This window comes from Nautilia profundicola AmH, assembly GCF_000021725.1.
In the GTDB taxonomy this organism is placed as follows: domain Bacteria; phylum Campylobacterota; class Campylobacteria; order Campylobacterales; family Nautiliaceae; genus Nautilia; species Nautilia profundicola.
Window position 1 is genome coordinate 35700 of sequence record NC_012115.1, and the last position, 16473, is coordinate 52172.

22 protein-coding genes are annotated in these 16473 nt (G+C 34.6%); 6 read left to right on the forward strand and 16 right to left on the reverse strand.

The annotated features are described in order from the left end of the window. The first annotated feature begins 3 nt into the window (after positions 1-3). Positions 4-549, forward strand: coding sequence for a DUF2076 domain-containing protein (locus NAMH_RS00210; protein ID WP_012663879.1), 546 nt, complete (start codon positions 4-6; stop codon positions 547-549). Here NAMH_RS00210 and NAMH_RS00215 read toward each other — a convergent pair. Both NAMH_RS00215 and NAMH_RS00220 read right to left on the reverse strand, forming a co-directional pair. Further along, a complete protein-coding gene (locus tag NAMH_RS00215; protein ID WP_015902545.1) occupies positions 546-1244 on the reverse strand; it encodes a YaaA family protein in 699 nt (232 codons plus the stop codon). The genes NAMH_RS00210 and NAMH_RS00215 overlap by 4 nt on opposite strands. Positions 1245-1252: 8 nt before the next feature. Continuing rightward, positions 1253-2638, reverse strand: coding sequence for a DegQ family serine endoprotease (locus NAMH_RS00220; protein ID WP_015902201.1), 1386 nt, complete (start codon positions 2636-2638; stop codon positions 1253-1255). Positions 2639-2771: 133 nt separating this feature from the next. Between NAMH_RS00220 and NAMH_RS00225 the strand changes: the two genes are divergently transcribed. Further along, a complete protein-coding gene (locus NAMH_RS00225) occupies positions 2772-3167 on the forward strand; it encodes a hypothetical protein (RefSeq protein WP_015902551.1) in 396 nt (131 codons plus the stop codon). A gap of 164 nt (positions 3168-3331) precedes the next feature. Here NAMH_RS00225 and ribE read toward each other — a convergent pair whose 3' ends face one another. The 11 genes from ribE to dcd all read right to left on the reverse strand — a co-directional run bounded on the left by ribE (position 3332) and on the right by dcd (position 10842). After that, positions 3332-3937 carry a riboflavin synthase gene (gene ribE, locus NAMH_RS00230; protein WP_015902194.1) on the reverse strand — a complete coding sequence of 202 codons (606 nt, stop codon included), beginning with the start codon at positions 3935-3937 and terminating at the stop codon, positions 3332-3334. Next, positions 3930-4871, reverse strand: a complete 942-nt coding sequence (locus NAMH_RS00235; protein ID WP_012663784.1) for a tRNA dihydrouridine synthase — start codon at positions 4869-4871, stop codon at positions 3930-3932. The genes ribE and NAMH_RS00235 overlap by 8 nt, the downstream gene beginning before the upstream one ends. Continuing rightward, complete coding sequence (locus NAMH_RS00240) at positions 4846-5769, reverse strand: hypothetical protein (RefSeq protein ID WP_015901908.1); 924 nt, start codon at positions 5767-5769, stop codon at positions 4846-4848. The genes NAMH_RS00235 and NAMH_RS00240 overlap by 26 nt, the downstream gene beginning before the upstream one ends. Positions 5770-5775: 6 nt before the next feature. Then, positions 5776-6123, reverse strand: a complete 348-nt coding sequence (gene dksA, locus NAMH_RS00245) for an RNA polymerase-binding protein DksA (protein WP_228368692.1) — start codon at positions 6121-6123, stop codon at positions 5776-5778. Positions 6124-6138: 15 nt separating this feature from the next. Further along, the gene (locus NAMH_RS00250; RefSeq protein WP_041361456.1) at positions 6139-6570 is read right to left on the reverse strand and encodes a 23S rRNA (pseudouridine(1915)-N(3))-methyltransferase RlmH; all 432 of its coding nucleotides are present in this window, start codon (positions 6568-6570) and stop codon (positions 6139-6141) included. After that, positions 6516-7211 carry a thiamine phosphate synthase gene (locus NAMH_RS00255; RefSeq protein WP_012664012.1) on the reverse strand — a complete coding sequence of 232 codons (696 nt, stop codon included), beginning with the start codon at positions 7209-7211 and terminating at the stop codon, positions 6516-6518. Before NAMH_RS00255 ends, NAMH_RS00250 begins: the two co-directional genes overlap by 55 nt. A 109-nt stretch (positions 7212-7320) precedes the next feature. Next, entirely contained in the window at positions 7321-8169 is an 849-nt protein-coding gene (gene accD / locus NAMH_RS00260; RefSeq protein ID WP_012663815.1) for an acetyl-CoA carboxylase, carboxyltransferase subunit beta, read from the reverse strand. Positions 8170-8172: 3 nt separating this feature from the next. Beyond that, complete coding sequence (locus NAMH_RS00265) at positions 8173-8862, reverse strand: FIG domain-containing protein (protein ID WP_012663877.1); 690 nt, start codon at positions 8860-8862, stop codon at positions 8173-8175. Then, positions 8859-9593 (reverse strand): thioredoxin fold domain-containing protein, encoded by a 735-nt coding sequence (locus NAMH_RS00270; protein WP_015902539.1) that lies wholly within the window; start codon positions 9591-9593, stop codon positions 8859-8861. The genes NAMH_RS00265 and NAMH_RS00270 overlap by 4 nt, the downstream gene beginning before the upstream one ends. Continuing rightward, entirely contained in the window at positions 9593-10285 is a 693-nt protein-coding gene (gene pyrF, locus NAMH_RS00275; RefSeq protein WP_015901795.1) for an orotidine-5'-phosphate decarboxylase, read from the reverse strand. Before pyrF ends, NAMH_RS00270 begins: the two co-directional genes overlap by 1 nt. Beyond that, entirely contained in the window at positions 10282-10842 is a 561-nt protein-coding gene (gene dcd, locus NAMH_RS00280; protein ID WP_015902762.1) for a dCTP deaminase, read from the reverse strand. Before dcd ends, pyrF begins: the two co-directional genes overlap by 4 nt. A 115-nt stretch (positions 10843-10957) precedes the next feature. Between dcd and NAMH_RS00285 the strand changes: the two genes are divergently transcribed. From NAMH_RS00285 to NAMH_RS00295, 3 genes are read left to right on the forward strand one after another with little or no spacing between them, the layout of a single operon-like run. Then, a complete protein-coding gene (locus NAMH_RS00285) occupies positions 10958-11212 on the forward strand; it encodes a hypothetical protein (RefSeq protein WP_012663856.1) in 255 nt (84 codons plus the stop codon). Between the two features lie 9 nt (positions 11213-11221). Further along, entirely contained in the window at positions 11222-11677 is a 456-nt protein-coding gene (gene accB, locus NAMH_RS00290) for an acetyl-CoA carboxylase biotin carboxyl carrier protein (protein WP_015902094.1), read from the forward strand. Continuing rightward, a complete protein-coding gene (locus NAMH_RS00295; protein WP_015902301.1) occupies positions 11678-13012 on the forward strand; it encodes an acetyl-CoA carboxylase biotin carboxylase subunit in 1335 nt (444 codons plus the stop codon). Here the strand turns inward: NAMH_RS00295 and NAMH_RS00300 are convergent. Next, positions 12996-13730, reverse strand: coding sequence for a DUF3108 domain-containing protein (locus NAMH_RS00300; RefSeq protein ID WP_015902597.1), 735 nt, complete (start codon positions 13728-13730; stop codon positions 12996-12998). The genes NAMH_RS00295 and NAMH_RS00300 overlap by 17 nt on opposite strands. A gap of 287 nt (positions 13731-14017) precedes the next feature. Between NAMH_RS00300 and NAMH_RS00305 the strand changes: the two genes are divergently transcribed. After that, on the forward strand, positions 14018-14938 hold the full coding sequence (locus NAMH_RS00305) for a D-2-hydroxyacid dehydrogenase (protein ID WP_012664018.1): 921 nt from the start codon (positions 14018-14020) through the stop codon (positions 14936-14938). On the opposite strand, the gene NAMH_RS00310 is transcribed toward NAMH_RS00305, so the two are convergent. Both NAMH_RS00310 and NAMH_RS00315 read right to left on the reverse strand, forming a co-directional pair. Then, positions 14935-15735, reverse strand: a complete 801-nt coding sequence (locus NAMH_RS00310; protein WP_015902681.1) for a mechanosensitive ion channel family protein — start codon at positions 15733-15735, stop codon at positions 14935-14937. The two genes, NAMH_RS00305 and NAMH_RS00310, sit on opposite strands and share 4 nt — an antisense overlap. A gap of 44 nt (positions 15736-15779) precedes the next feature. Further along, positions 15780-16472: a glucosaminidase domain-containing protein gene (locus tag NAMH_RS00315; protein WP_015902835.1), complete on the reverse strand. Its 693-nt coding sequence runs from the start codon at positions 16470-16472 to the stop codon at positions 15780-15782. Position 16473: the final 1 nt, after the last annotated feature.

Below are 16473 nucleotides of genomic sequence, written 5' to 3' on the forward strand. Positions count from 1 at the left end.
GTAATGGATACTCAGAATATTGAAAACACGCTAAAAAAAATGGGGCTTGTGCTTGAAAAACTTGTGCAAAAAGTAGACGAGCTTGATAAAAGAGTTAGCAAGCTTGAAGAAAGCAGCGGCTCAAAAAAGTTCTCAAGCGAGGATCTCAAAGCTCCTCAGAATCAAAAGAATTCGACTTCAAACGTTTCATCAAGTGGCTTTGGAGGTAGTTTTTTAGGGTCACTCGCAGGTGCAATAGCAGGAATGGGGCTATATAATCTACTTTTTAACCATAACGTTTCACCAGTACAGATGGGTGAAAGTTTAGGTATGGAAAGTAATGAAATAAATGAAGTTTTACAAAATGATTTAAGTGAAATTGACTCTAAACTTGATGAGATTGATTCCAAACTTGAAGAACTTGACGCTAAAATTGATGATGTATCGGCAGATTTGGATGAAGATGTTATGACGAGTGAATATTTTGAAAGCTATGAAGATGAAATAGCTGATAATGATTTTGAGGGAGGATTTGACGATTTTGAAGGGTTGGATGATTTTGACGTTTAATAAACCTCGCAAATTATCTCTTTAACTCCCTTTTTTTCTTGAATTTCCAATACTTTTATATCTTCAAAAGGAATTTTAAGTACTTCTTCTAATGTACTTGGCTTGTGCTTTGCAATAATTGCCGTAAGCTTTCCTCTGTACGCTTTGGCAAAATGGCTTACAACTTTGCCGTTTTTGATAAATTTAAACGTAATAGCATTTTTCGGTTTATATATTTTTTCGTAAAACTTTGCCCTTAAGTCAATAAACGGTTCGGTTTCGTTTATTTTTTCAAGTATTGGTGCAAACACATTATGATGGTATGAATAAATATCAAATCCGGGTTTGGCCCCTTGTTTTAGTGTATAGTGTGGAATTAAATCTCCTGCACTTATTACACCGAAAAGATTTGAAAAAATATACACGTTTTCATCTATCCATTTTTGCGAATCTTCATCAAGTACGTTGTATTTTAAATGATCAAACGCAACTCCGCTATATCTTAAAACCGCTTTTTTAGTTGGGCGTGTAAAAACAGATGTTTTATCGTCTCCGAAATTTTTAATATCATTGGTTGTTTTTAAAAATTCATCGTATTTTCTAACAGCCTCTATTCTTTTTTCATAAATTTCAGGAAAGATAAAACTTTTTTTTGAAATGGGAGGATTATCTCCCCCCAGTGTTTTTCTTTCACTCGGTGCAAGAAGTATTTTCATTTTATTCCTTACATTTGAACAATAAAGATTGAATCGTCTCTTTTAATTTCAAGAAGTGCGTCACCTCTGTCAAGGTCTTTTAACTGTTTTTTAAGTTCATCAATTGATTTAACATCAACCCATTTGCCTGTTTTTACAGTTTTGACTCTTAGGATTATATCACCTTTTTGGAGCCCAACCATTGCAGGATATGTATTTGGGGCCACTTTATCGATTACGATATGGTTTTTGTCTTCTTTAAGCGTTACACCTTCAAGAAGTTTAATATTGTCAATTGTTTCCACTTTTGTTTTAAGTGCTTTTAGTTTTGCAGTAAGGGTGATATATTTACCATTTCTATATACTTTAATATTTACTTTTGCATCAGGGCCTTTGAATGCTATTTTGTTTCTAAGTTCACCCGCGTTTTTAACTTCTTCTCCATCAACCGCTACGATAATGTCTCCAGGCTTTAGTCCCGCAGCTTCCGCCGCACTTTTCGGTTCGACCTTATTGATAAGCACACCATGGTCTATTCCGTAAAGTTTTGCTTTGCTTGAATCGATGTTGCTAATCATTACTCCTAAATATCCTCTTTCAACCTTACCGTGTTTGATAAGGGATGTTATAACGAATTTCATCATATTGCTCGGAATCGCAAAGCCGATACCGTTGTTTCCGCCGCTTCTTGAAATAATAGCCGAGTTGATACCTATGAGCCTTCCTTTTAAATCAACAAGTGCTCCTCCGCTGTTTCCTGGGTTGATAGCAGCGTCTGTCTGGATAAAGTTTTCATAGTCGTTAAGCCCTATTGACGTTCTGTTTAGAGCGCTGATTATTCCGTGTGTAACCGTTTCTCCGAGCCCGAACGGGTTTCCTATAGCAAGAACGATATCTCCTACTTTTATTTTACTTGAATCGGCAATTGTAATAGGTTTTAGATCTTTTGCATCTATTTTAATGATTGCAATATCGGTTTTAGGATCCGTTCCAATCAGTTTTGCGGTATATTTTCTGCCGTCATGCAGCTTTACGATGATTTTGGTAGCACCTGATACCACATGGTTGTTTGTAACTATATAACCGTCTTTTGTAACGATTACACCGCTGCCGAGCGCATATTCTTTGTGCTCCTTAGGCTCTTTTGGCATTTGTCCGAACGGACCGAAAAATCTTTTAAAGAAAGGATCTTCAAAAAATTTTCTGAATTGTTCAGGTATTTTGGTTTTTACCATTTTTTCGGTTGAAATGTTTACAACACTCGGTATTACTTTTTGAACTACCGAAGAGTATGACATTACTAAGCCGTTTTGATTTGGTGCAATTCTTTGTATATTAGAATTGTCCACCTTTAAATTTAAGTTTCCGGCCATTAAAGCAACACTTACACTAATAGCCATAATTAATTTCTTCATTTCCGCTCCTTAAAAGTTAATTTCCCATCATCAGTATACAACATCAGAGTTAAAAAAGGATTAAAAATATTAAATTTCTTAAAGTTTGCTTAAAATTAAATCTTTTACTATTATTCGGAAAAAAAGAGCCGAAATGGATTTTTCAAAGTACACCGATGAAGAACTAATGGATATAATAGAAAAAGCCAAAGCCGAATTGGCAAGAAGAAGGGAAGGCAAATGGATTCATTTTAAGACGGACGGATGTTTTACGCCTAAATTCGGTCCTGCTTATGTTGCAAAGCTCTATTTATCCGGTGATGAGGTTGAGAGGGAATTTGTACCATCAAACGGAAAAGAGTGGTGTAAAAAAAGCAAATCCTATAAAGAAGACTGGGATGTGGAGATTTTCGAAAACGATGTACTTGAAACAAGGCTTACTACCGGTAGAAAAGTTGACAAAAGAGAATGGTATTACGTAAAAGAGGGTGAACTAATACCTCTTATGGATTTGGATGAAGCTAAGCAGTTTTTGAAGAATTTAAAATAAGGGAGGGTTTTTAGGGTTATTGAGTTGTTAAGGTCGGTTAATTAGTGTATTAGTAATTGGTATATAGGTAATTAGGATTTTTTAATAGCAGTAAAATTTAAACAACTTTAAAAACCTTAACTAATCTCAACAATAACTTTAATTAACTTTAATAACTATTATTCCTACCACCAGGCAAGTATTTTTTCGTTTATGTCATCAGGTGAGTTTTTCAGCATATGATATATGTATCTGGCAAACATATCCGTTTCTATGTTTACTTTTTGGTGCAGTTTGTATGTTTTGAAAAGCGTGTTTTCAAACGTATGCGGGATGATGGTAAGCCTGAACCTGTCAGAAAAAACTTCATTTACCGTAAGGCTTACACCGTCAATGGCAATTGAGCCTTTTGGGGCGATGTATTTCATTATTTTCGGGTCTGTTTTTATAATTACATCGTATGAGTTGGCGTTTTTTTTAATTTCAAGTATTTCACCTATTGCGTCTACGTGTCCCTGAATCAGATGTCCGTCTATTCTATCTCCGAATTTAAGAGCCGGTTCAATATGTACTTCTTTTCCCGCCTGATAGTTTTCAAGAGGTACTATTCTTTGTGTTTCTGGAGAGAGTTCTACTTCAAATCCGTCAGGATATATTTTTGTGGCTGTCAGACATACGCCGTTTATTGCAATACTATCGCCTATTTCGGGCTTGTATTTTGCTGTTACTCTTAGTTTATTATTAGCAAAACTTCTTATTTTTGCCGTTTCCCTTATAAGTCCGTTAAACATTAAAATATTCCTCAATAAGTTTTCTGGCAACTTCAGGATCTTTTACCTCATTCATTTTGCTTCTGAATTCACTGGCTTTTGGAATGCCTTTAGAGTATGCGTGAGCGTGTTTTCTAAAGAGTATTACTCCGTACTCACCGTACCAGTATACCATTTGATTAAAATGTTCAAGTATTACTTCTTTTTTCTGTTCAGAGGTTATATTGCCCTGCTGTTTCATTTCAAGAAATATCCAGGGTTTCCCTACCGCTCCTCTTCCGATCGAAACGCCGCTTGCACCCGTGTATTCAAGTACATATTTTGCTTTTTCATAATCTGTAATGTCACCGTTTGCGATTACGGGGATTTTTACGGCGTTTACGCCTTTTTTTATTTCATCGTAATCGGCCTCTCCTTTATACATCTGCTTGACCGTTCTTCCGTGTATAGTCAAAAATACAATTCCCAAATCTTCAAGCAGTTTCGCCCTGTCTTCAACTACGCTTTTGTCAAATCCTATTCGCATTTTTGCACTTACCGGTTTTTTTGACGTTTTAACTATGGTTCCCACTACCTCTTTTAGAAAATCCCTGTTTTCGTCTTTTAGCAACACGCCTCCGAATCCGCTTCTTCTGGCTTTATTCACAGGACATCCCAAATTTATATCTATTCCGTCTATCCAGTTGAGTTCGTTTATGATTTCAACGGCTTTTACGGCGTTTTCAACGTTGTTTGCTGCAATCTGTACGAAATAAGGATTTTCAAGAGGGGATTTTTCCATCATTTTTTGTGTTTTTTCATTTTGGTAAGCGATTGCGTTTACGTTTGTCATTTCGGAAAACGTCATATCACAACCGAATTTTTTAACAACGCTTCTAAAAGGCAAATCCGTATAACCGGCAAGGGGAGCTAAGAAAAAATAAGGAGAATCAGATTTCAGAGTCGATATATTCATCAATATCCGCTTTCACACCTGCTTCTCTTAATTTTAGGAAATATTCGAAAAATTTAAGTTCGTTTTCTTCAACTATTTCTTTTGCTTTTTCTATATGTTCGTATTTGAAAGCAAGATATGCGCTGGCCCATTTAAGAGGTTCAACAATTTCAAACTCTTTATCAGGGTCAAATGTTTGATGTAGGGCTTTTGCTATTTCAATCTCTTCTTTAGGTGTTAATTTGGCTTTTTCAAGTAAATATTTGACATCAGGATCTTTTATATGGGCTTTAATAATATCTACATCGATTTCATAGTCATATTTTAATATTTCGCTGATACTTGCATTTTTGGCGTAAATTTTAAATGCCAGTTTTTTAAGCTCTTCATTTTTGTATTTTTTAAGTACTTCTTTTGCGAAGTTTTCATCTTTTTTGAGTCTATTTTTAATGTTTTGGATAAACCAAGGATTGTCTTCGCTTAATTTGTATTTGCTTATTTCTATTACTTCACCGTTTAAAAGTTTTTCAATATCTTCCAAAAATTCAAATTTTTCGCATTTTTTTGGTTCAATTTGAAGTCCCTTGATATTATTAACGAAATTGTTACAGTTTTTTAGAATTTTTACTTCTTTTTTAAGAGGTTCTTTATAAAGAATTCTGTTTTTAATATTTGCTATTAAAATTTCTATATCTTTTTGTATGTTTTTTTTATAAAAATACTCTTTTATATTCAATACACCGAAGAATATAATTGAAAAAATAAAAAATATACCTAAAAATATAGCAGTCCAAACTGCATTTGGTAGCGTTATATTAACTCCTAACAAACTAAAAGTCGTAACACTATTTTCTTCCATGTATACGAGTAAAGTCATTAATGCAATTAAGATTATGCTAAAAAGAGTATATTTTTTCATTTTGTGTTATTTTCCTTCTTTTTCGATGATTTCTCTACATATTATACAATATTTTGCGTATGGTTTTATTTTTAGTCTTGCTTCTTGGATAGGGTCTTCACACATTTCACAGATTCCGAATGTTCCTTCGTCTATTTTTTTTAATGCGTCGTTTATTTCTTCAAGTTCTTTTTTTTGATTGATATATATTTGATAATCTCTTCCGCTGTCCATACTTGCGGCTGCAAAGTCAGCTTCGTCGTTGATTTCACATTTATTAATATCTTTAATTTCATCTGAAAGGCTGTTTAAAATTTTTTCAAGTTCAGCTTTTCTCATTAACAGCATTTCCTTGTATAAGTGATACTTTTTCATATTCATTCCTTCTCCTTATTTATGATATGGGTGATTGTTTTTGATGCTTAACCCCCTGTAAATTTGTTCGAACAAAACTAATTTAGCAACTTTATGGCTCATTGTAAGAGGACTTAACGAAATATTTATTCCTTTTTTTTTGAACTCTTCATCAAAGCCCCAAGCACCGGCAATGAAAAAGTTTACTTTAGAGTGCTCGAAAATATTTGCAAATTCATAACTGTCGATTAGTTTTCCTTCAGGAGTCAGGATTACGTTGTAACCGTCAGTTATATATTTAGCAAATATTTTAGAATACTCTTTTTGAGGATTGTCCGATTTTGATAGTTTATTGGAGTATAGTGTATGGTTTTTAACATCAGCGAACTGTTTTGATTTTTTTATAAAATCCTTTATTTCTGCCTGAAAATCTTCTTTTTTCTCAATCGAGAAGACGTTAATCTGCATATATCGCTTCCTATAACTTTAAATTTTGACGGAATTTTATCATAAATTTTAACTCCACCGATAACAGCAACGGGATGATTAGAAAATTTTATTAGATCTATAACTTTTTCTCCTATTATATTATCGGTATTTTTGGTATCTGTAGGACGGTATGCCCCAAGACCTATATAACTTAAAGGATATGTGTTGGCTTCGAGTATTTCTTCTTTGTTGTGGGTTGAGAGACCGACTATAAATGGACAATGGACAATGGACAATGGAGAATTGTTTATTTTGGTTTTTTTGTTAATTTTCCATTTTCCATTTTCCATTTTCCATTCTAATAATTCACCTGTTCTTAATTTTTGTATTACATCGTATTTAGGAAGATTAAACTTTTGGGATAACGATTCAAGGTCTTCCTGTCCAATGTGTATTCCGTCGCAGAAAGGCAGAAGCTCAACAGTGTCGTTGATAATAAGCGGCTTTTTCCAGTGTTTTTTGATCTCCAGCAGACGCTCTTTTTTTTCTTCTAAAGAGGAGTTTTTGTCTCTGTACTGGAGTATTTTGGCTTTAAGACCTTTTGCTGTTTTGCAGAAGTCTTTTATAGAAATATCGTATTTTTTTAAAGTGTCCCAGTCAAGAAGAGCGTATATTGCCACGTAAAAGCCTTTTTGGCGAATTATAGTAAAAAGTTATTAAGTTGTGAAGTAGGTAAGTTGTGAAGTGGATAAGTTGTGAAGTGGATAAGTTGTGAGGAAAGAAAAGGGATCAGCCCGCTTTTTTAAGCGTGTATTTTAACAGGTTTCCGATAGTGTCTTTTAGTTCGTCTCTTTTAATTACCATATCGATAAGACCGTGTTCAAGTAAGAATTCGGCTCTTTGGAATCCTTCAGGCAGGTCTTCGCCGATTGTCTGTTTGATAACCCTCGGTCCGGCAAATCCTATAATCGCACCCGGTTCCGCGATAATAAAATCACCCAAAAACGCAAAAGACGCACTAACTCCCCCGAATGTAGGGTCGGTAAGTACTGAAATATAAGGCAGGTTGTGTTCAGCCAGACTCGCAAGCGCTGCTGATGTTTTTGCCATCTGCATAAGTGAAAACGTGCTTTCTTGCATTCTCGCTCCACCTGAGGTTGAAACGATTACAACTCCCTGGTTTTTTTCAATGGCTCTGTTTACTGCTCTTACTATTTTTTCACCTTCAACACTTCCTAAACTTCCACCCATAAACGCAAAATCAAATACCACAAGCTGTGTAGGTATACCGTTGATTTTACATTCTCCACTGATTACAGACGATTTTCTTCCGGTTTTTTTGTAGTTTTCCTCAACCCTTTTTTTGTAACTTTTTTTATCTACAAAGTTTAACGGATCGTTTGGTTCGAGATTTTTATCAAACTCTACAAAAGTACCTTCATCCGCAAGTAGTTTGATTCTGTCTTCCGCACTCATTCTAAAGTGATATTCGCATTTAGGGCATGTGTTAAATTCCTTTTGAACCTCTTTGTAAAAACTGATAGCACCACACGCAGGACATTTAATCCAAGTAGTGTTTTTTTCCTGGCTTGTCGGTTGAGGTTTTTTAAATTTTTTTAAAAAATTACTAAATCCCATTTTTCATTCCTTTATTATACTCAAAACTTCCTCTAAGTCTTTTTTTTCAGGGCTCATAAGTATCAGGTCGTCTTCAAAATGCCAGTGACATTCGCTGTTGTAAAACTGTGCCGCGGCAATATCAAACTCTCTTATTTCACCTTTGTAAATAACGGCTTTTGCAAATTCTCCGTAACAAAGAGACAAACTAAGCGCTCCGGGAGCTCTGAATTTAAGTCCGTGGTTGCTGAGTTTTTGTACTATATCCGGATTTTTATACGCTTTTTCGAAAATAATTACGTCGTGTCTGTAGTTCGCCGCAAAAGGTTTTCTAAAAAGGTTATCGAATTTTTTGCCATTTTTGTCTTTTACAAAATAATCACCGTTGCTGAGATTCACAACAACTGCAGCTTCATTTTCAAGATAAACGCTGCATCCAAAATACGGTATGTGGTTTGATACGTTGTAACTTCCGTCAATCGGGTCGATGATAATTTTTTTGTCTTTACCGTTATCTATAAATCCCGCTTCTTCACTTAAAATATTTCCGTAATCGCTAAGTGCTTTTATAAAGATTTTTTCGGCTATAAGGTCGATATTAAGACTTCTGTCTCCTCCGAAACCTATACCTTTTTCTTCAAAAATGTTTTCTTCCTCGTGAAGAGCCCTTATAATTTTAAGACTTGCACATAATGTAGCGTCGATAAAACTCATTTTTTCTCTCCCAATGTAGTCCAGTTGATTTTATTGAAATCTTTATCGTAAACTGTAGGTGTACCTCTTGCCCCTAATTCTTCAACCGCTTTTTTAGAATTATTTAATATTTTATCAAATTTTACTTTTTCTTCTTTTGTAGGATGGTAGTTTTTCCATTCGTTGCTGCCACCTAAAACTTCTCTGAATCTTTTGGCTTTTTCCGCATCCGTTTTCCCAGCTAAAATATAATAACTCATGGCTTTTGCGTTTTTATGGAAACTTAACGGGAATAAAATTACATGCACTTTATAATTTTTTTCAAGGTTTGCTTTCGTTTTTACTTCCATCATTCTACAATAAGGGCATTCAGGATCAGTCACAAGATAAATTTCTTTGTCACCTTTTCCGAATGTGAAAATAACACCGTTTTGTACTATTTTTTTATTTACCGGAAAATTTGCCGTTAGAGGTGTTCCGTTTTTATTATTTAAAACATTGCCTAAGATGGTATATTTTTTGTCTTTTGTTATGTATATGTTCCCTGAACCTCTCGGTGTTTTAATATTTATAATATAAAACCCGTCTTTTTCAACACCTCTTACTTTAACGATTCCTTTTTTGATATCCTGTGAAAGTTTCGGATATATTATGCTTGATTTTAAAACATTGTTTAATTCTTTTTGAGATAAAAGCTTGTCGCTTGCAAACAAACTTACCGCTATACCTAAACCTAATAATAGTTTTTTCATTAAATCTCCTTGATTTTGTTTAATATTTTTTCAACTTTTGCTTTTGGGTCTTCATCTTTATATATTGGTCTTCCTACGACTATAAAGTCAACTTTTTGTTCTTTTGCAAGGGAGATATCCGCAACCCTTGCCTGGTCGCCGGCATCTTCCCCGAAAGGTCTTATTCCGGGAGTAAGGGTTATAAATTTCTCGTCTGTTATATTTTTAATCATTTTACTTTCAAACGCAGAGCATACCACTCCGTCAAGCCCCGCTTCGTGAGAGAGTTTTGCAAACTCTTTTGCTTTATTTTCGATACTGTCACCGTAAATTTTTTTAAACTCCTCATCCGTAAAACTCGTAAGAGCCGTAACGGCTAATACCAAAGGTCTTTTTTCATATTTTTCAAGTCTTTGCATAACCGTTTTTAATGCAATGCTTCCCGCACTTGCATGTACGTTAAACATATCTACGCCGAGATTTGCAATCTCTTCGGCGGCATCTGCCATTGTGTTCGGAATATCGTAAAGTTTTAAATCCAGAAAAACATTATAACCCATTAACTTTAATTCTTTTATAAATTCAGCCCCGTCACGTATATAACTTCTAAAGCCTACTTTAAGCCACAATTCTTTTGCGTATTCTTTTAATTCTTTTGCAAGTTTTAAATTTTCTTCTTTTGATGGGTTATCAAGGGCAATACAGAGTTTCATTTATCAACCTTTGGAAGGGTTATTCCTTTTTGACCGTGGTATTTTCCGCTTTTGTCCGCATAGCTTGTTTCGCATATATTATCATCGGCTCCTAAGAAAATAAGCTGTGCAATTCCCTCATTAGCGTAAATTTTTGCAGGAAGAGGGGTAGTGTTTGAAATTTCTATTGTTATATGCCCTTCCCATTCAGGTTCTATCGGTGTGACGTTTACAATGATACCGCATCTTGCGTAAGTACTTTTTCCTACACAGATAGCAAGCACGTCGCGCGGCATTTTGAAATATTCCACACTTCTGCATAAAGCGAAGCTGTTTGGAGGAATAATGCAATCACCTTTGATGTTTACCACATTTCTTTCATCAAAATTTTTTGGATCAACGACAGTGGAGTTTATATTTGTAAAAACCATAAATTCGTCACTAACTCTGATATCATATCCGTAAGAGCTTACACCATAACTTATAATGCCTTTTCTTACTTGTTTTTCTTCAAAAGGAGATATCATATTAAAATTTTTCGCCATATTTCTAATCCAAATGTCGGACTTAACACCCATATTTTCCCTTTGTTTTTGAGTTTAACAGTTGCTATATCACCATATTTTCAGCAATGCATTTATTTAAAATTGTATCAAATTTATGTTATTATTTTAAAATACTAAAGGAGAATGAATGAAAAAGCTGTTGATATTAGCCGGTATAGCTGGTTCTCTTTTTGCCGCGAGATATCCTATGATTATGGAGTATAATTATTTAAAAGGTTGCATCGGTGAAAAGGGCATGGAGAGTTATTGTATATGTACATTAAACGCAATTGAAAAAAAATATGATTTAAACGAGTTTATAACGATATTGCAAGATAAGAAAAAAGCAAAAGAAGTAATAAACTACGCTGTTAACGAATGTTTAGATAAACTTAAGAAATAAGGAGTATAAATGGATTTAAGAGAGATTAAAAAACTTCTTGAGGCATTTGATAAATCGACTGCTAATATTTTAGAATATGAGAATGAAGAGTTTAGAATTTATTTAGATAAATCTGCGAGTGCTGTTCAGACAGTTGCGCCACAAGCAGTTCAACAAGTACAAGCTGCACCGGTACCGGCTGCTCAAACTACTGTTGAGGCTGTACAGGAAACAAAAGAATTAGAAGGTGAATTAATTACTTCGCCTATGGTTGGAACTTTCTATCAGGCTCCAAGTCCAGATTCACCTCCGTATGTGAAAGTGGGGGATAAAGTAAAAAAAGGTCAAACGCTTTGTATTATTGAAGCTATGAAAATTATGAATGAACTTGAAGCTGAGTTTGACTGTGAAATTCTTGAAATTCTGGTTGAAGACGGACAGCCTGTTGAATTTGATACGCCTCTTTTCAGGGTAAAAAGGGTATAAATGAAAAGAATTTTAATTGCAAACAGAGGAGAAATTGCTCTAAGAGCTATTAGGGCTATTCATAAATTAAACAAAGAAGCTGTTTGTGTTTATTCTAAAGCCGACAAAGATGCGATATATTTAAAATTTGCCGACGGCGCCGTATGTGTAGGACCTGAAAGAAGCAATGAAAGTTATCTTAATATTCCTGCAATTATAACTGCGGCTGAAATGACACAGTGTGACGCTATATTTCCGGGTTACGGATTTTTGAGTGAAAATCAGACTTTTGTAGAAGTTTGTAAAGCCCACAATATCGCATTTATCGGGCCTTCTTTGGAAGTAATGGAAACAATGGCTGATAAATCAAAAGCCAAAGAGGTTATGAAAAAAGCAGGCGTACCTGTAATTCCGGGAAGCGAAGGTGCTATAAACTCTGTTGAAGAAGCTAAAAAAGTGGCAAAAGAAATAGGATACCCCGTAATTCTTAAAGCCGCAAGCGGTGGAGGCGGAAGAGGGATGAGAGTCGTGGAAGACGAAAGCTACATAGAAAACGCATTTCTTGCAGCAAGCAGCGAAGCAGAAAGCGCATTTGGGGATCCGACTATTTACATGGAAAAATATATTGAAAAACCACGCCATGTTGAGGTTCAGATTCTTGGAGACAAACACGGAAACGTAATTCATCTGGGTGAGAGGGACTGTTCTCTTCAGAGAAGACATCAAAAACTTATAGAAGAATCACCTGCAAACATTCTTGATGATGAAACAAGAAAAAAACTACATGAAACGGCTGTGAAAGCGGCAAAAGCTATCGGTTATTACAGTGCGGGGACTATTGAATTTTTAGTTGATAAGAATCTTAATTTCTATTTTATGGAGATGAATACAAGACTTCAGGTAGAGCATCCTGTAAGTGAAATGGTAACGGGAATAGATCTTGTTGAATGGATGTTAAGAGTTGAAGAGGGTGAAAAAATACCTTCTCAGGAGGAAGTTGAAATTAAAGGTCATGCGATTGAGTGTAGAATCTTAGCGGAAGATCCTGAAAAATTCATCCCAAGCCCGGGTAAAATACAAAAACTTTATATTCCGGGAGGTAAAGACGTAAGGGTGGATACACATGTATACGCAGGATATGTGATTCCTCAGTATTATGACAGTCTTATTGCGAAAGTAATTACATGGGGCAAAGACAGAAACGAAGCTATTACCGTTATGAAAGAAGCGCTTAAAGAATTTCAGGTTAGTGGAATTAAAACTTCAATTCCATTCCATTTAAAAATGCTTGAAAACGAAGACTTTATAAACAATAACTACGATACAAAATATCTGGAGACTAAGGGATTAGTTTAAAATCCTTTAATCCTCCTTTTAAATCTCCTATTTTAAGAACATTTTTAACCATTCCTTTAAGTGTTACCCAATTTTTAGGATCTATTACAAGATATAAAATACCTTTGTCACCTGCAAAAACTTTATTGTATAAATTTGCTTTTATATATACTCCTTTTGCGTTGTCAAAAGTATCTTTAACTTTTTCAAGCTCCCTGCCTTTTGGAAAAGTTACGTCAACTTTTCCGTCACTTTTTCTACCGCCTAATGCATAGAATGTATAAATTTCTTTTTTAGGGAGTTTTTTCAGATAATTTGGAAGATTAAAATACAGACTGAGTACGTCGTCCGGTGTATAATAAGGCATTGTTTCGTTTGCTTCAAGTTTTCCGTTTTTGTATTTGAGACGAATTATTTTTTTGTTTTTATGGTCGAAAAGATATATTCTTTTGTAAAAGTCATCACCTTTTTTCCTTGTAGATATATATGCGTTGGGAATCAGAATATTGTCTTTAATAACACCTATACTTGAATATGTCTGAACCATATGTTTTGAAAGTGTGGCGGCAAGTCCTAAAGCCTTGCTTTCGGTGAATATTTTATAATTTGTCTCATTTGCCTCATATATTGCGTTTGCTTCTGCGATAGTCCCGAAAATCCCGTATTTTGCATAATAACTTGCTATCATTGTTTTTGCATTTAAAGACAGAGCCAAAATAAACAGTAAAAGTATTCTCATTCACAGCCTTTTTAATTAATTATAACACAATACAGAACAATGGAAAATGTTTTAATTAAGAATGAAAAACGGAAAACAAAAAACTTGACGCTGAAATCAATATCAGAATTCTAAACCTACACCGAATTCAACTATCTTTAGAAGTAATAACCAATATATCAACTCTAACTAACCTTAATAACTCTAATATATTACTTAACTACAACAACTTCAATAACTTCAACTCATAGTGCCAGATACCAAGATAGGGCGTTTGGTATAATAATCAAAAATTTTAAAGGATGGATATGAATATAGTTTTTTTAGATGCTTTAACATTGGGTGATGTTGATTTTGAGAGGTTTAAAAAGTTCGGAAACGTTAAAATTTATCAAACCACAAAGCCGTCCGAAACTCTTGAGAGGGTAAAAGAGGCTGATATTGTGGTTACTAATAAAGTGGTGATTGATAAACACATAATGGACAATGCCGATATTAAATTCATTCAGATTGCTGCAACCGGGATGAACAACGTGGACTTGGAATATGCAAAACAAAAGGGAATACCGGTTAAAAACGTAGCCGGGTATTCAACAAACGCCGTTATTCAGCAAACATTCGCACTGGTTTTAGGACTCTTAAACAAAGTGTGTTATTTTGATAGTTATACCCGCAATGAATACCCACAGAGTGAAATATTTACACATATTCAAAACTGGTTTGAAATTTCAGGAAAAAGATGGGGGATAATCGGTCTTGGCGAAATAGGAAGGGGAGTTGCCAAAATAGCCAAAAGTTTCGGTGCCGAAGTTGTTTATTATTCTACAAGCGGAAAAAACAGCAATCCGGAATATAAAAGGGTTGAGCTTGATGAGCTCTTAAAAACCAGCGATATTATCTCAATTCACGCACCTTTGAATGAAAACACAAAAGATCTTTTAAATTACGAAAAACTTTCACTCATAAAAGATAACGCAGTGCTTGTTAATCTCGGAAGAGGAGGTATTATTAATGAAAAAGACCTTGCTGGAATTTTAAAGCAAAAAGATATGTTCGTAGGACTTGACGTATTTGAAAAAGAGCCTGTAAATGCGGATAATCCTCTTTTGAAATATAAAGACAAAACGCTTCTAAGCCCTCATATCGCATGGACGAGTATTGAAGCAAGAAACAAACTGATGGACGGGATTTACAAGAATATTGAAGAGTTTGCAAAAAGCGGGAATTAAGCCGCTTTTTGATCTACGTGTACATCCATTTGAGGATAAGGGATGTTGATTCCTTTTTCATCGAATGTAGTTTTGATAGTTTCAAGCAATTCGCTTCTGACTCCCCAGTAATCTTCGCTTTTAACCCAAGGTCTTACGTTGAAGTTTACGCTGCTGTCCGCAAGTTCGGCAAGTGCCACCGCAGGTGCAGGGTCTTTTAGAACTTTCGGATGATTGTTTAAAATTTCTTCAAGAGTCGATTTTACAAGTTTAAGATCGTCCTCATAACCAACACCGATAACAAGGTCGATTCTTCTGATAGCTTCTCTTGAATAGTTTGTAATGTTACCTCCGATAATGTTTGAGTTTGGAACGATAATTACCCTGTTGTCCCCTGTTTTGAATGTAGTATTGAAAATACCTATCGCATCTACAACACCCACAGCTCCTCCGGCTTCAACAAAATCACCTACTTTAAACGGTCTCAGGAAGAGTAAAACAACTCCTGCACCGAAGTTTGCAATATTTCCCTGAAGCGCCAAACCTACAGCCAAACCAGCGGCACCGATAATAGCTGCAAATGATGTTGTATTAACACCGAGTGTGCCAAGAGCCGCTATAACAACTAAAACAATTAAACCGAAATAAACCAAATCACCTAAGAATTTGACTAAAGTTACATCCGTATTTGATCTTTCTAACATTTTTCTAAATAAGTTTGTCAATAGTTTAGCTGCCCATTTACCTATTATGTAAATTGCAAGAGCACCTAATATCTTAATACCCCATGCAATGGTAATTGCAATAAATCCGCTCATCTTTTCTCCTTTTAATTTATTTATTATTGTAACATTAAATTTGTTTAGTTGTCATATTTTTGCCAGTTGTTTGCTTTTATCATGTGTTTTAAAAGTTTTACATATTCTTCTTTTTTTTGTGAATAATTTATCATAGTATCCGCTGCATCGATACCGGTAAATTTTTTATGTTCTTTTGTAAATTTATCTCTTAGCTCCCTAAATTCTTTATATGCTGGATTTCTGTTTAAGTTTTTCATATATGCCGAAAGTGAAGCCTCAAGGGATGGAAATATTCTTATCGAATAGTCTATTTTAATATGTTCATATTTACTTTTAGGGGCAAGACCTTTGTTTGAATATGTCCAATGACCGAATATATTGTTGGCTTCTCTTACGAACCTACTTTTACCCCACCCACTCTCTATTGCTGCCTGTGCAAGAGCAAGAGATGGTGGAATGGTGTTTATTTTTTTAAGGAATTCTTCTTTATCGGTAATATTTTTTATTTTATATATTTTTGCGACTTTGGCTAAAAACGCAACTTTTTTAGGGTTGATTAAATAATAAGGATCATTAAAAATATCAATAACTGTTTTTCTTAAATGTTCTATTTTTTTATTTTCCGCCTGGATTAGAGGCAGCATTATTTCTACAAAAGCTTTTTTCTGCTGTTTGGTTCCTTTGACTTTATAATACCAGGAAGGAAAAGCTCCGTATAAATTAAGTGCAAGTGCAAGAGATATTAATCTTTTCAAT

What these genes read in the sequence shown, in the direction of transcription:
- NAMH_RS00210 (WP_012663879.1), top strand. Translation starts at nt 4, where the DNA reads ATGGATACTCAGAATATTGAAAACACGCTAAAAAAAATGGGGCTTGTG.
- NAMH_RS00215 (WP_015902545.1), bottom strand. Translation starts at nt 1,244, where the DNA reads ATGAAAATACTTCTTGCACCGAGTGAAAGAAAAACACTGGGGGGAGAT.
- NAMH_RS00220 (WP_015902201.1), bottom strand. Translation starts at nt 2,638, where the DNA reads ATGAAGAAATTAATTATGGCTATTAGTGTAAGTGTTGCTTTAATGGCC.
- NAMH_RS00225 (WP_015902551.1), top strand. Translation starts at nt 2,772, where the DNA reads ATGGATTTTTCAAAGTACACCGATGAAGAACTAATGGATATAATAGAA.
- ribE (WP_015902194.1), bottom strand. Translation starts at nt 3,937, where the DNA reads ATGTTTAACGGACTTATAAGGGAAACGGCAAAAATAAGAAGTTTTGCT.
- NAMH_RS00235 (WP_012663784.1), bottom strand. Translation starts at nt 4,871, where the DNA reads ATGAATATATCGACTCTGAAATCTGATTCTCCTTATTTTTTCTTAGCT.
- NAMH_RS00240 (WP_015901908.1), bottom strand. Translation starts at nt 5,769, where the DNA reads ATGAAAAAATATACTCTTTTTAGCATAATCTTAATTGCATTAATGACT.
- dksA (WP_228368692.1), bottom strand. Translation starts at nt 6,123, where the DNA reads ATGAAAAAGTATCACTTATACAAGGAAATGCTGTTAATGAGAAAAGCT.
- NAMH_RS00250 (WP_041361456.1), bottom strand. Translation starts at nt 6,570, where the DNA reads ATGCAGATTAACGTCTTCTCGATTGAGAAAAAAGAAGATTTTCAGGCA.
- accD (WP_012663815.1), bottom strand. Translation starts at nt 8,169, where the DNA reads ATGGGATTTAGTAATTTTTTAAAAAAATTTAAAAAACCTCAACCGACA.
- NAMH_RS00265 (WP_012663877.1), bottom strand. Translation starts at nt 8,862, where the DNA reads ATGAGTTTTATCGACGCTACATTATGTGCAAGTCTTAAAATTATAAGG.
- NAMH_RS00270 (WP_015902539.1), bottom strand. Translation starts at nt 9,593, where the DNA reads ATGAAAAAACTATTATTAGGTTTAGGTATAGCGGTAAGTTTGTTTGCA.
- pyrF (WP_015901795.1), bottom strand. Translation starts at nt 10,285, where the DNA reads ATGAAACTCTGTATTGCCCTTGATAACCCATCAAAAGAAGAAAATTTA.
- dcd (WP_015902762.1), bottom strand. Translation starts at nt 10,842, where the DNA reads ATGGGTGTTAAGTCCGACATTTGGATTAGAAATATGGCGAAAAATTTT.
- NAMH_RS00285 (WP_012663856.1), top strand. Translation starts at nt 10,958, where the DNA reads ATGAAAAAGCTGTTGATATTAGCCGGTATAGCTGGTTCTCTTTTTGCC.
- accB (WP_015902094.1), top strand. Translation starts at nt 11,222, where the DNA reads ATGGATTTAAGAGAGATTAAAAAACTTCTTGAGGCATTTGATAAATCG.
- NAMH_RS00295 (WP_015902301.1), top strand. Translation starts at nt 11,678, where the DNA reads ATGAAAAGAATTTTAATTGCAAACAGAGGAGAAATTGCTCTAAGAGCT.
- NAMH_RS00300 (WP_015902597.1), bottom strand. Translation starts at nt 13,730, where the DNA reads ATGAGAATACTTTTACTGTTTATTTTGGCTCTGTCTTTAAATGCAAAA.
- NAMH_RS00305 (WP_012664018.1), top strand. Translation starts at nt 14,018, where the DNA reads ATGAATATAGTTTTTTTAGATGCTTTAACATTGGGTGATGTTGATTTT.
- NAMH_RS00310 (WP_015902681.1), bottom strand. Translation starts at nt 15,735, where the DNA reads ATGAGCGGATTTATTGCAATTACCATTGCATGGGGTATTAAGATATTA.